Consider the following 13,199-nt stretch of genomic DNA (forward strand, 5'->3'; position numbering starts at 1 on the left):
CTCTGTCCCATCGGCTGAAAGACCTGACGGCTGAAGAATAAAGAAAGGCCCGCGTGATAGTCCCACGCGGGCCTTTTCATATTCGACGTTATCGAAACCTCTAAAGAGCAGGCGGCGTTTGTGACTCGAGATCGGCAAATGAGGCGGCTGGCAGAGGCCCGGCCGTCAGCAGGGTAAAGTCGTAACCGGACCTGCGATCAGGCCCGAGAACATATTGCCGGTGCATTCTGAGGAAATTCCGCTTGTTCTTCTTGTAACGCTCCGGTGAAAGCGAACGCTTGAAGCGGATCGGCACGATTTTCGGTTGCGGCGCATCGCCATGACCGGTCAGCGCCACCGTGTTGCAACGATATAGATGGATCGGATCTGTGAGACACTGGATATCGAACCATGTCACCTGAGGGTGACGTGCGATGGCGCCAATGCTCTGACGAAGCCGCACGGCGCTCGACAGAAACGCGCATTGCAAGGCCGCCCCACCCAGCGTTGCGAAAGACAACTTCCGTCCATCCAGCGCCTCCGGCTTCAGCTCCAGCACGCGGCCGATGACCGCGAGGGCCAAGCTGGCGCCCATGCTGTGCGAGACCACCAGAACCTCATCCGAAGACTGCTCCAGCGCCTTCAGGACAAGCGCTGCCTTCTCTTCGATCCAGCCTCGGGCAATCGGCTCGTCGCGGCCGACTGCGAGTGCGAACCGCCAGTCCGCATAAAGATGCAGTGTGTGAAAGCGATCGGCAAACGGCAGGAAAGCCTTGGTGAAAAACAGGGCCGCAGCCGGAAGGCTGGCCACCAGCAGCCACAGCGGTAAAGCGAAAAGCCAGGGCGACAGGCCAATCACCGCCGCAAGCACGCCACCGGCAAGCATCAGCAGGAACGGAAAAATAAAGAACAGCCCAAAACGCCATGCATGGCGGAAGTAGCGCGCCGCGCCCCCCTCACCGATAATGCCCGCTCCCGCCTTGAAGCCCTGCCAGATCTGCCGCCAGACCGTCGCATTCCGCAATTGTGAGATGACGGCATTATGATCATAGACGATGATGTCCGAACGCGTCCGCCAATCGCCTGACGAGGCTTCCACGGTGAATGTTTCGCCGCCCGGCCTGTTCTCCAGCGGCCCCACTGCATAATCCACGGCCCATGTTTTTCCTGCCAGCGCGGCGGCACGCTGATAACGCAGATGATGGGCAGCGGCATCCAGCGGATCGAAACCCGGGAAATAAAGGACAAGTCGTGACGTGACGGTCGGCATGCATAAACCTTCGGGCTGGAGGCACCCGAAAGGATCGCTTGATACAGTGGGCGATGCACGTATAGTAAAAATCGCGACGGAAATATGATTTATTTAAAGGCGGAGAAAATTTGTCTGGCATCGTCGATCAACTGATAAACGGCGTCGTCAAGGGCGCTTTGTCGGAAGTCCTCACCAAGACCGGCATCCGCAAGACGCGCCGCGCACGCCGAACGAAAAGCACCGGTTCTCTCGCCGGCGGTATTGTCGGCTCCGTTCTGGAAGCCGCAATCAAGGCCGCAGTCAAACCGAAGCCGGCCAAAAAACAGGTCAGCAAAAGACGCACCGCCGCCGCGCGCAGCCGGCAGAGATATCGCTAGGCGTCGGAAGACCGTTTTTTGGCGCGTTATGCGTTGCAGGAGGCACGCATTTTTTCCTTCCGACGGGTGGAAATCGCGCCACGACATGTTATTTAGAGGCTAACAGAAAGCAGCGGCCTTGAACCGCATGTGAAAGGAACAGGCCTATGAGCGGCATTCACGACATGATCGACAGCGAAGTGAAGAGCAACGACATCGTTCTTTTCATGAAGGGCACCCCGCAATTCCCGCAATGCGGTTTTTCCGGCCAGGTGGTACAGATCCTCGATTATCTCGGCGTCGACTACAAGGGCATCAATGTGCTTGCCGATGCCGACATCCGTCAGGGCATCAAGGACTATTCCAACTGGCCGACGATCCCGCAGCTCTACGTCAAGGGTGAGTTCGTTGGCGGCTGTGACATCGTGAGAGAGATGTTCCAGTCCGGCGAATTGCAGAGCCACTTCCAAGAACAGGGTATCAGCGTCCGCGGCGCGGCCTGATTTCGGCCGGTTCATCCGGCCCACCCTGATTGTCAGAAATTTATGCCAGGCGTTGCTTCATGCAACGCCTTTGCCGTTCTTTTTGGGGCAATCCTGTGACAAATCTTTCACAATCCACCGCTTCGCGCGCAGGCTCGATGGGGCGTACGGAATTCATTGCGCTGGCCGCAATGCTGATGGCGTTGAACGCGCTCGCCATCGATATCATGCTGCCCGGGCTTCAGGAAATCGGCGCCTCGCTGGGCGTCGAGAATGAAAACCATCGCCAATATGTCATTTCGGCCTACCTTCTCGGTTTCGGCGTCGCCCAGCTTCTCTATGGGCCGATCTCGGACCGTTTCGGTCGCCGCAAGCCGATGCTCTTTGGTCTTGCGATCTACATCGTTTCAGCGCTTGCGGTTGTTTTTGTGCCGTCCTTCTCCGGCCTGCTGCTCCTGCGTTTCATTCAGGGCATCGGTTCTGCGGCAACACGCGTCATCACCATCTCGATCGTCCGCGACATCTGGCTTGTGGTGCAGGTGCTGGGACCGGATCCGATGCCTTTCGCCATCTTCATCGTGTTCTTCGCGCTTGCCATGTTCCAGTTCGGCTGGATCGGCTCGAACTTCAACTCGCTGGCGATGGAACCGCTTGGCCACGTCGCCGGCACAGCCTCCTCGGTGATCGGCTTCATGGGAACCATTGGCGGTTCGCTGATCGGCGCCGCCATCGGCCAGGCTTTCGACGGTACCGCACTGCCAATGGTGGCGGGCTTCTTCGTCGTCTCCATTATCGGCCTGATCTTTGTACTGATCGGCGAAAAGGGTGTGTTATTTCATGCCCACAACAAGCCGATCCGCTAAGGGACATGGAAAAATAAAAGGGCGCGGAATTCTGTTCCGCGCCCTTTTTTGTTTGCTGGTGGGTCTCGCCGACGGCCGTCACACTGGAGCTGATCCGGGGTCCAGCCAGCCCAAGCCCTTGGGCTGAAAAAGGTCCTTCCTCCGCGCAGACGCGCCGCAGCTGGATGCCGGATCAAGTCCGGCATGACGGTGAAGGTTGTGCACACCCCACGAATCCGGAGCCTCAGACCGTGAAAATCTTCTCGCGCAGCAATTCCCACGTCTCCTGATTAGGCGCCAGCAGCAGCCCGCCATCCACATGGCGTGGCAGATAAGGCGAGCCATCAAGGCGGGCGGCATAGGCGCCCGATTCCTGCGAGATCAATGTGCCGGCCAGGTGGTCCCAAGGCATCAGCTTGTTGTACATCAGGAAATGCATGTGACCGCCGCAGAACAGGCGGTATTCATGCGCGGCGCAGCGATAGCTGGTGAAGAGCCGCACATCGGCCAGGTTCACCAGAATCTTGCGGCGCGTCTCCACGTCGAAATAGCCGGTATTGGCGATACCCACCATCTGCGACAGTTCCGGCGCCGGCACGACCGACATCTGCGTCTGCGCGCCATCGGCGCTGCACAGCCATGCGCCGGAGCCCTTTTCGGCAATGGCCCAGTCATTGCCCATGGGATCGAAGATCAGGCCGGCGACAGTCTCGCCCTTGGAGATGATGCTCATCATCACGCCGAAAAGCGGCAGGCCGGACGCAAAATTATAGGTGCCATCGATCGGATCGACCACGACAGCCAGATCGGCATCGGCAAGCTTGCCAAGCAGCGAAGCATCGGCCGCCACAGCCTCCTCGCCAATGAACAGAGCATCCGGCATGATCTCCTGCACGCGGGCGCGGATCAACCGCTCTGCGGCCTCGTCAGCCTCGGTAACCAGGTCGATCGCTTCGGTCTTGATCCTGACGTCGCCATCGCCCAGATTGCGGAACCTCGGCAGGATTTCAACCGCAGCAGCCTCCTGAAGCGCATTGGCAAGAGAGGCGATGTCGAGTTCGAGAGCCATGGGCGAGATCCTTCCATTTGAGCATAAATCTTATAAGGCGACGATTTCCCGCCGCAGCATCTTCCAGCTTTCCTTGTCGGGAGCAGAAAGTATGCCCCCGGTCGTCTGGCCGGGCCGATAGGGCGTGTTGTCGAAACGCGCCGTGTAGCCACCCGCTTCCTGATGGATGAGCACGCCTGCAAGGTGATCCCATGGCATCAGCTTTTCATGGCCGATGAAATGAAGATTGCCGGCGGAAGCGAGCCAATATTCATGTGCGGAGCAGTTAAGCGACAATGCCATCTTTATCTTCGCCATATTGGCGGCGATCACCGGCCGGCGATCCGGATGGCTGTGACCCCAAGAAAAGAGGCCGACCATGTCGGACAGTGGCGCGGGATCGGCAACCTTCAGCTTTGCCTGCGAGCCGTTCTTGCGGTGGAGATAGGCGCCCTCGCCTTTCAGACCAATGATGGTGTCCCCCATCACGGGATCGTGGATAAGTCCAGCCGCGGTCTCACCCTTGACGGTGACCGCGAGCAGCGTACCGAAGGCGGGAAAGCCGGAAGCGTAATTGAAGGTGCCGTCGATGGGATCGATCACGAAGGCAAGCGGCGCGTCGGCAAGGGCGGGAATGACGGAATGATCCGCGTCATAGGCCTCTTCGCCAACGATATGCGCCTTTGGAAACCGCTCGAGCAGCGCTGCGGTTATCAGCTTTTCGGCCAGAACATCCGCCTCGGTGACGAGATCGACGGCGGATGTCTTTTCGGAGATGGCGCCAGCGCTCAGGTTCCTGAAGCGGGGCATGATTTCATCCGTACCGGCTGCGGCAACGGTGGTAACGAGGAAATCGATATCTTTATCGGAAAGGGTCATCGCGCGGGGCACTTCTTCATAAGGGAGGGTGGGCCTCCCTAGGCTCTTCAGATGACGCCCCCGTGACAGAAAGCGCCGAAAAATCAAAAAGTCTGGGGTCGAGGAGATGGGAAGGGTTCACATGCGCCAGCGCCCGCAGCATCACATCCTTCCGACCGGGCATACGCCGCTCGATATCCGCCAGCATTTCCTTCATGGCGTTGCGCTGAAGTCCGTCCTGCGAGCCGCAAAGGTCGCAGGGGATGATCGGAAACTCCATTGCGGCCGCAAATTTCGCCATGTCTTCTTCGGCGCAATAGGCAAGCGGGCGCATGACCATCAGGTCACCCTCGTCATTCAAAAGCTTTGCCGGCATGCCGGCCAGACGTCCGCCATGGAAGAAGTTCATGAAGAAGGTCTCGAGAATATCCTCACGGTGATGGCCGAGCAGCAGCGCGTCGCAGCCCTCCTCCCGCGCGATGCGGTAAAGATTGCCGCGCCTGAGCCGCGAACAGAGCGAACAGTAAGTGCCGCCGGAGGGCACCTTCTCCTTCACCACAGAATAGGTGTCGCGATATTCGATGCGATGGGCAACGCCGATCTTCGCCAGATACTCCGGTAAGACCTGCTTTGGAAAATTCGGCTGACCCTGATCCAGATTGCAGGCGATCAGTTCAACGGGCAGCAGGCCGCGCCATTTGAGATCGAGCAGCAGCGCCAAAAGCCCGTAGCTGTCCTTGCCACCGGAAAGGCCGACCAGCCAGCGCTTCTGGCCTTTCAGCATGTCGAAATCTTCAAAGGCCTGACGCACATTGCGCAGCAGCCGCTTGCGCAGCTTGTTGAAGGAGACGGAGCGCGGTGCATTTTCAAATAGCGGATGCGAGCTGCCAGCTTCTTCCGGCGATTCCTGATCTGCCCCGATCTTTTCCGCGATGTCATCGACCCTGGTGAGAATATTCATCATCCGCTCGCTCCGGCACGACTGCCGTTATCCATGCAGGCAATGCTCCCATCCGCCCGGAAGATCAAGCCCCGAATACCGACCAACCTGTTTTCGTCGCCAGCATTTCCAGCGCATGTGACCCGAGCGCCGAGTTGCCGACCTTGTTGAGGCCGGGCGACCAGACCGCGATCGATGCCTTGCCGGGTGCCACCGCCATGATGCCGCCGCCGACGCCGCTCTTGCCCGGCAGGCCGACATGATAGGCGAAATCGCCCGACCCGTCATAATGACCGCAGGTCAGCATCAGCGCATTGATGCGCCTTGCGCGGCGGTCCGACACGACGGTATGCCCCGTCAGCGGGTTGCGGCCGCGATTGGCCAGGAACAGGCCGGCGCGGGATAGCTGCGCGCAGGTCATGGAAAGCGCGCACTGATGGAAATAGACCCCGAGCGTATATTCCACGGGGTGATGCAGATTGCCGAAGGAGCGCATGAAATTGGCGAGCGCGAAATTGCGGAAACCCGTCGCCTGCTCGGATTTCGCCACCGTATCGTCGATGCTGATCGTGTCATCATCAGCGAGATACCGCACGAACCGCAGGAGCTCGCCGATCGCCTCGCGCGGCTGATGGCCGGACAAAACGATATCGGTCACCACGATCGCCCCGGCATTCACGAAGGGGTTGCGGGGAATTCCGTGCTCGTGCTCCAGCTGGACTATGGAGTTGAAGGACGATCCCGACGGTTCGCGACCCACCCGGTTCCACACCGTCTCACCGGCCTTGCCGAGCGCCAGCGTCAGCATGAAGACCTTGGAAATGCTCTGGATCGAAAACGGCGTCAGCGCATTGCCAGCCGTATAAGTCGTTCCATCGACCGTGGTGATGGCGATGCCGAACTGGTTGGGATCGACCTTGGCGAGTTCGGGAATGTAATCCGCAACCTTCCCCTCGCCCAGCCTCGGCAGCATGCTGTCATGGATGGAATCGACGATACCCTGAATGTCCTGCATGCAAAGCCTTCCCCAGCAAACAAAAAAGCCGCCCCGAAGGGCGGCTTCCTGAATACTGAAACGCGTCGATTAACGCGAGTAGAATTCGACGACCAGATGCGGTTCCATGACGACCGGGTAAGGAACGTCGGAGAGCGACGGAACGCGAGCGTAGGTCGCAACCATCTTGTTGTGGTCAACTTCGATGTAGTCAGGAACGTCGCGTTCAGCGAGCTGAACGGCTTCCAGAACTGTTACGAGCTGCTTGGACTTCTGGCGAACTTCGATAACGTCGCCCGGCTTGCAGCGGTAAGAACCGATGTTGACGCGAACGCCGTTAACCGTGACGTGGCCATGGTTGATGAACTGGCGCGACGCGAAAACGGTCGGAACGAACTTGGCGCGGTAGACGATGGCGTCCAGACGCGACTCGAGCAGGCCGATCAGGTTTTCAGAGGTATCGCCCTTGCGACGGTTTGCTTCGTCGAAGGTAGCGCGGAACTGCTTTTCGCGCAGTTCGCCGTAGTAGCCCTTGAGCTTCTGCTTGGCGCGCAGCTGCGTGCCGAAGTCGCTCATCTTGCCCTTGCGGCGCTGGCCGTGCTGGCCCGGGCCGTATTCGCGGCGGTTAACCGGGGACTTCGGACGGCCCCAGATGTTTTCGCCCATGCGGCGGTCGATTTTGTACTTAGCCGATTCGCGCTTGCTCATCGTATTTCCTTCTCAAAGGTTTATACCGGCTTGTTGCCAAACCGGGTTAAGGAAACACGCCCTCCTCTGAGGCCCGTTGCAGGGCCTCTGACAGGCTTCTCACATGCGAATGGAGAAACCACGGGACATGTCGGTGATATTGACCGCCGAACGTCAGTTCTTAAACTGCAGGGCAGTCAACAAAACACACCGGACATCACTGCCCGGCGTTGGGGCGGCTTCTACAGAGCTTTCACGGTTTTGTCAAACAAGGCCTTTCGCTTTTTTCTAAAGTCTGCCCTTGAAAAGCAAAAGTGCCCACCCATCTCTTCGTCGTGATCAGAACTCGGGCCCCTCTGGCGTGTTACCGGACAACACGTGATGTCGAGTTTGTTAAGGTTGGGGCCCACGTATATTCTTGACACGCGTTCCCCATCCGTAAAGCCAACCTCGTCCGGCTAAAGGTTGACTGATGGACTTTCTTCTATCGGATTTTCTCGGCACACCCACCTGGATGTGGGGTGTCTTTATTTCTCTTGTCCTTGGCCTGCTCGCGCTCGATCTCGGCGTACTTCATAAGAATTCCAAGGAAATCGGCGTTCGTGAAAGCCTGCTGATGTCAGGCTTCTATATTGCCATCGGCCTCGCCTTTGGTGGCTGGATTTGGTATCAGTCCGGCCAGCAGTCCGCCATGGAATATGTCACGGGCTTCGTGGTCGAAAAAAGCCTGGCGATGGACAATATCTTCATCATCGCCATGATCTTCTCCTATTTTGCCATTCCGCGCCAATACCAGCACCGCGTGCTGCTCTGGGGTATCCTCGGCGTTATCGTCCTGCGCGGCATCATGATTGCCGGCGGCGCGGCCATCGTCGAAAACTTCCACTGGGTGCTTTACCTCTTTGCGGCCTTCCTCGTCTTCACAGGCCTCAAGATGCTGTTTTCCTCCGACCATGACGAGAACGACATCGGCAACAACCGCATCCTGAAATTCCTGCGCAGTCACCTGCCAGTGACAAACAGGCTGCATGGCGAAAAGTTCTTCGTCAAGGAAACCGATGAGACAACCGGAAAACTGAAGACCTTCGTGACGCCGCTCTTCCTGGCGCTCATCATGGTCGAAATCGCCGACCTCATCTTTGCCGTCGATTCGATCCCGGCGATCTTCGCTATCACCACCGATCCGTTTATCGTCTATACCTCGAACATCTTCGCGATCCTCGGCCTGCGCGCCCTCTATTTTGCGCTTGCCGCCCTGATCCATCGCTTCGCCTACCTGAAATATGCATTGGCTGCGGTTCTGGTCTTCGTCGGTTCCAAGATTTTCGTGGCCGACATGCTCGGCATCGCCAAGATTCCGCCGGCCGTTTCGCTGGGTGTCACCGTCGCCATTCTCGTCACCGGCGTCGTCGGTTCGCTGATCGCGACACGCAAGGAAGCGAAAGCCATCGAGTAATTACACGCGCGAAGGAGGCAGAAAAGCTGCCTCCTTCGTAACATTTTAAGAACTGGCCGGTTTGGTTACTTTATCGAGATGAAATATTACCGCGACGCTCACGTGTTTTTTTGCAATTCTTAGAAGAAACGCGATAAAATCTCTCGAAGCATTTTAAATAGCCTATATTGTTTGGAAAGAGGATAAGATGGAAAAGGATGTAGCAAAATCAATAATAGAATTGTCTATATCTATTGACACGATTCTGGGGCAAATGTTCGAATGCATAGAAAAAATATCCGACGAAAAAATTAAATTCGCACTCTATAAATCAGCAAATGATTTAATGGGATATATTGCTAGAGACATTATATTCCCCCTGATTGAAATACATCCTGAATTGAATCCAGAATCGTAGATTTAGTGATATTTATTCGGGGAATTAATCGACGATTACTCGATTTACTAAGACATATTAGGCCGACATAGACGTCTTTATTTCGAAATTTATAAGTGCAACATATGAGATTTGAATCGATCGACCAGGCAATTTCTGAGCAGAAGCTTTGGCGAGCGAAGGAAATACTTCAAGGAAGGCTCAGCCATCCCGAAGTCGATCTGGCGCTCTTTCATAAATATGGCGAAGTGCTGCTTGAGATGAACGATTTCATCGAAGCGGGGCGTATGTTGTTCCGCTCGGGCGCAAGGGACGAGCGCTTCCGGGAAGCGATCGATATCTTCCTCTCAAGAAATGACAGGCGCGAACCGCAACGCTTTCTGGCGCGGTTGCCCTCTTCCATGAGACGGCAACGGCATCTTGCGGAATTTGTCGCTTCGCCAGAATTCGAACGCAGCGGATGGACTGCGGTGCAACTCTCCCACATCGTTCCAATACAAACTGATGTCGACGCTCGTCCCTGTCAACGGTCGCATCGCATGACCTCGATACTGGCGATCGTCTCTTTGGTTTGCCTCCTGGCCCTCAGCCTCGTGGGTCTCTACACGACAATCGGCTCCGCAGTGCGGCTTTTTGCAGATTGGTGATTACTCCGCCGCCAGCCTTGCATCATCCTCAGCCGCATCCGCATCGCCGGGCGCGGTTTTTGCGTCGAGATCGGGAAATGCCACGATACGCTTGCCGGAGAAATCGGCATGCACCACCACAAGCTCCTTCTCCTCGAAATAACTAAGGAGACGCCGTGCGCGGCGGGCGGAATGGGTGCCGTAGGCGCGGGCAATTCGGGCATCGGACGGGCAAGGTTCCTCGCCGAGCGCTGCCTTGACGAGCAGCAGAAAAACGCCCTGCAGGTCATCGGAAACCGACATCGACAATTCCAGCGCCTTCTCCCAGCCTTCGCTAGCCGCCATAGCCGCATCAACGCCTGAACGGGCAATCGCCACCTGCCGGCGGAATTCCGCCAGCGTCATCGGCGTGCCGGGAATGCGGCGCATGCGGGCACGGACCAGAAAATCCTGATAAAGCACGGCATCGGTACGATAGGCGGATTGAGGGTCATCGAGAATTTCGACGAGAACCGCTGAAATCTTTTCCTCGCGCTCCTCGGGCGTTATTTCCGGCTGGCCCGCACGAGGCGAATGCTCCGGTGCTGGGCCGACGGCCGCGGGAGTAGACCGGGACAATTCAGCCAGAATATCCGTTGTTGGACGCGGAGCCGGCGGTGTGCGACGAACTGCGGGACGCGTGAATTCTTCCGGGTCCGGCGTAAAGATCAGGTCTTCGACGTCCTGCGGCGCATCCGGCAGCGGCATCAGCTTCGGTGAAGAAGAGCGCGCCGAGGTTTCCACCGCCCCGATGACGATTGGCAGCGGACGGCGCGAAAGCGCCGGGCCGAGCGCCACGAAATTGCCGCGCTGGAGATCGCGGAACATTTCCGCCTGCCGCCGGTCCATGCCGAGCAGATCTGCCGCGCGCGCCATGTCGATATCGAGGAAAGTGCGGCCCATCAGGAAGTTGGAGGCTTCCGCGGCCACGTTCTTGGCAAGCTTGGCCAGTCGCTGCGTGGCGATGACGCCGGCAAGACCACGCTTCCGGCCACGGCACATCAGATTGGTCATCGCGCCAAGCGAAGCCTTGCGTGCATCTTCCGTGACTTCACCGGCAACCGACGGCGCAAACATCTGCGCTTCATCCACCACCACAAGCACCGGATACCAGAATTCACGATCGGCATCGAACAGGCCATTGAGGAAAGCAGCGGCCGCCCGCATCTGCTGTTCGATATCGAGACCTTCCAGCGTCAGCACGCAGGAAACACGATGCTGGCGAATGCGGTTGGCGATGCCCGCGAGCTCGGCTTCCGTGCGCTCGCCATCCACGACCACATGGCCGAATTTATCGGACAGCGTAACAAAATCACCCTCGGGATCGATGATGACCTGCTGCACCCATGGCGCCGATTGCTCGAGCAGCCGGCGCAGCAGATGCGACTTGCCGGAACCGGAATTGCCCTGCACCAGCAAACGCGTCGCAAGCAATTCTTCAATATCGAGCTTGGCCTGCTGCCCGCCCGATAGAGTTCCCATGTCGATGCCGACCTGCAATGTTCCGTTCCTCGTACTGCCTCAGATCCGGCCGATTCCCCTCGCGGCGGCCGAACATGCTCTTTACCAAAAAATCGTCGATTGCGTCTCGCCTATGCCGGTAATGCACAGGCATTTGCGTTCCGGCCTAAGCAGGACGGCGCCAGGCGCGGGCAAAGGCAATACGCCGCCCGAAGACATTGAGCGCCAGCCCGAGAATCACGAGCGCTGCGCCGGCCACTTCGAAGACTGTGATATGTTCCGCAAAAGCGAGATAGGCGCTGATGAAGCCAACGACGGGCACCAGTAGAGAAAACGGCGCCACCGTTCCAGCCGGATACCGCAGAAGCAGATAGCTCCAGATGCCAGCGCCGACAATTGTCGCACCATAGGCCATATAGATCACCACGAACGCCATGGTCGGCGTCGCATTGACCACCCCATCGACTATCGCCCGAGGACCCTCCACCACGAGCGAAAGCAGGATCAACGGTAGAACAGGCACAAGGCTCGTCCAGGCAACGAAGGAGACCGCATTGACCTGGCCGATGCGGCGATTGACGATGTTACCGCAGGCCCAGGCAATGGCGGAACCGACGCCCATCAGAAGCGGCACCAGCGCCGCCGCCGTCATGCGCTCGACGCCGATGACCGCAAGCCCGCCAAAAGCGATGATTGCACCGAGGATTTGCGACGGCAACGGCCGTTCCCCGAGGAACACCACGGCAAGCGCCAGCGTGAAAAAGGCCTGCGACTGCATGACGAGCGAAGCAAGCCCCGCTGGCAGCCCAAGCTTGATGGCCGGATAAAGCAGGCCGAACTGCACAAAACCCATGGCCATGCCGTAAACGATCATATGCCGCCAGGGCACATTGGGCCTGGGCAGGAAAAACACCAGTGGCACTGCCGCAAAGAGATAACGAACCCCCGTCAAAAACAGCGGCGGCATATCGTTGACGCCGATCTTGATGACAACGAAGTTGAAGCCCCACAAAAACACGGTAACCAGGGCCAGAAGTATATGCGGCAATGCCATTTTATTATGTCCGAATGTCAGTCGATGGAGGGCGTCATACGCTGGCCGCCCTCTTCCAGCCAAAGGCAACGAGACCAGCGCCGATCAGGAGGCCACCGCCCGTGCGGTTGACAATCCGCTGAACCTTCGGCTTGCGGATCGTATTACGGGCGGCACTTGCCAGAAGTCCATAAAGCGCCGCGTTGACAGTGGCAAGCACAAGGAACGTCGCCTCGAAAATCAGCACCTGCGGCCAGAACGGCAATGTCGGCACCAGAAACTGCGGCAAAAAGGCCACGAAGAACACGATGCTCTTCGGGTTAAGCGCGGTAACGATATAGGCATGCAGGAAGATTTTGAGCGGTCTTTCCCGGCCCGTCACGCCGGTTCCATCGGTACCTTCGCCACCAACCGGCGAACGCCACAGCTTGATGCCGAGATAGATGAGGTAAGCCGCACCGATCCATTTCAGCCCGGTAAAAAGCGCTGCGGATGTGGCGAGCAGCGCCCCAAGCCCCAACATCGAGGCCGTCATGGCGGTGAAATCGCCGAGCGCCACGCCTGTCACCGTTGCCGTGCTCGCCTTGCGGCCATGGCCCAGCGCATAAGAAATGACCAGCAGGATCGTCGGTCCTGGAATGGCAAGCATGATGGCGGACGCGGCCACGAAGGCCAGCCAGTTTTCCAATGGCATGATGAATCTCCTCTATCCCGAGTCTTGAGCAAGCCACGGAAAATGTTTTGCTTCAAGCCGGATTGTACGAGCTGTG

Annotated in this window: 15 protein-coding genes; 6 read left to right on the forward strand and 9 right to left on the reverse strand. The window is 58.0% G+C overall.

All coding sequences use genetic code 11. From position 1 onward, the window contains the following. Positions 1-100: 100 nt before the first annotated feature. Entirely contained in the window at positions 101-1,249 is a 1,149-nt protein-coding gene (locus EGT36_RS15670; protein WP_125270525.1) for a hypothetical protein, read from the reverse strand. A gap of 110 nt (positions 1,250-1,359) precedes the next feature. Between EGT36_RS15670 and EGT36_RS15675 the strand changes: the two genes are divergently transcribed. The 3 genes from EGT36_RS15675 (at position 1,360) to EGT36_RS15685 (ending at position 2,932) form a co-directional block, all read left to right on the forward strand. Then, positions 1,360-1,608, forward strand: coding sequence for a hypothetical protein (locus tag EGT36_RS15675; protein ID WP_004442452.1), 249 nt, complete (start codon positions 1,360-1,362; stop codon positions 1,606-1,608). Positions 1,609-1,754: 146 nt separating this feature from the next. Further along, a complete protein-coding gene (grxD, locus tag EGT36_RS15680) occupies positions 1,755-2,090 on the forward strand; it encodes a Grx4 family monothiol glutaredoxin (RefSeq protein ID WP_004442454.1) in 336 nt (111 codons plus the stop codon). 137 nt (positions 2,091-2,227) lie between these two features. Then, complete coding sequence (locus EGT36_RS15685; protein ID WP_125270598.1) at positions 2,228-2,932, forward strand: MFS transporter; 705 nt, start codon at positions 2,228-2,230, stop codon at positions 2,930-2,932. 223 nt (positions 2,933-3,155) lie between these two features. Here the strand turns inward: EGT36_RS15685 and EGT36_RS15690 are convergent, their stop codons facing one another. The 5 genes from EGT36_RS15690 to rpsD all read right to left on the reverse strand — a co-directional run bounded on the left by EGT36_RS15690 (position 3,156) and on the right by rpsD (position 7,459). Then, positions 3,156-3,980, reverse strand: coding sequence for an inositol monophosphatase family protein (locus EGT36_RS15690; RefSeq protein ID WP_035210118.1), 825 nt, complete (start codon positions 3,978-3,980; stop codon positions 3,156-3,158). A 30-nt stretch (positions 3,981-4,010) separates the two neighbouring features. Then, positions 4,011-4,838: an inositol monophosphatase family protein gene (locus EGT36_RS15695; RefSeq protein WP_037092454.1), complete on the reverse strand. Its 828-nt coding sequence runs from the start codon at positions 4,836-4,838 to the stop codon at positions 4,011-4,013. Positions 4,839-4,854: 16 nt separating this feature from the next. Next, positions 4,855-5,781, reverse strand: coding sequence for a tRNA 2-thiocytidine(32) synthetase TtcA (gene ttcA, locus EGT36_RS15700; RefSeq protein ID WP_479829287.1), 927 nt, complete (start codon positions 5,779-5,781; stop codon positions 4,855-4,857). A 61-nt stretch (positions 5,782-5,842) separates the two neighbouring features. Next, on the reverse strand, positions 5,843-6,772 hold the full coding sequence (locus EGT36_RS15705; RefSeq protein ID WP_037092452.1) for a glutaminase: 930 nt from the start codon (positions 6,770-6,772) through the stop codon (positions 5,843-5,845). Positions 6,773-6,841: 69 nt separating this feature from the next. Beyond that, entirely contained in the window at positions 6,842-7,459 is a 618-nt protein-coding gene (rpsD, locus tag EGT36_RS15710; protein WP_004442465.1) for a 30S ribosomal protein S4, read from the reverse strand. A 451-nt stretch (positions 7,460-7,910) separates the two neighbouring features. On the opposite strand from rpsD, the gene EGT36_RS15715 reads away from it, so the two are divergent. The 3 genes from EGT36_RS15715 to EGT36_RS15725 all read left to right on the forward strand — a co-directional run bounded on the left by EGT36_RS15715 (position 7,911) and on the right by EGT36_RS15725 (position 9,917). Continuing rightward, a complete protein-coding gene (locus EGT36_RS15715; RefSeq protein WP_004442467.1) occupies positions 7,911-8,894 on the forward strand; it encodes a TerC family protein in 984 nt (327 codons plus the stop codon). A gap of 187 nt (positions 8,895-9,081) precedes the next feature. Continuing rightward, a complete protein-coding gene (locus EGT36_RS15720; RefSeq protein WP_037092959.1) occupies positions 9,082-9,291 on the forward strand; it encodes a hypothetical protein in 210 nt (69 codons plus the stop codon). A 104-nt stretch (positions 9,292-9,395) separates the two neighbouring features. Further along, positions 9,396-9,917 (forward strand): hypothetical protein, encoded by a 522-nt coding sequence (locus tag EGT36_RS15725; protein ID WP_037092960.1) that lies wholly within the window; start codon positions 9,396-9,398, stop codon positions 9,915-9,917. Here the strand turns inward: EGT36_RS15725 and EGT36_RS15730 are convergent, their stop codons facing one another. The 3 genes from EGT36_RS15730 to EGT36_RS15740 all read right to left on the reverse strand — a co-directional run bounded on the left by EGT36_RS15730 (position 9,918) and on the right by EGT36_RS15740 (position 13,123). Then, entirely contained in the window at positions 9,918-11,435 is a 1,518-nt protein-coding gene (locus EGT36_RS15730) for a helicase HerA domain-containing protein (protein WP_037092961.1), read from the reverse strand. Between the two features lie 127 nt (positions 11,436-11,562). Beyond that, positions 11,563-12,450, reverse strand: coding sequence for an EamA family transporter (locus EGT36_RS15735; protein WP_004442477.1), 888 nt, complete (start codon positions 12,448-12,450; stop codon positions 11,563-11,565). Between the two features lie 34 nt (positions 12,451-12,484). Next, positions 12,485-13,123, reverse strand: coding sequence for a LysE family translocator (locus tag EGT36_RS15740; protein WP_004442479.1), 639 nt, complete (start codon positions 13,121-13,123; stop codon positions 12,485-12,487). Positions 13,124-13,199: the final 76 nt, after the last annotated feature.

The sequence above is a fragment of the Agrobacterium sp. FDAARGOS_525 genome, assembly GCF_003938925.1.
Classification (GTDB): Bacteria; Pseudomonadota; Alphaproteobacteria; order Rhizobiales; family Rhizobiaceae; genus Agrobacterium; species Agrobacterium pusense.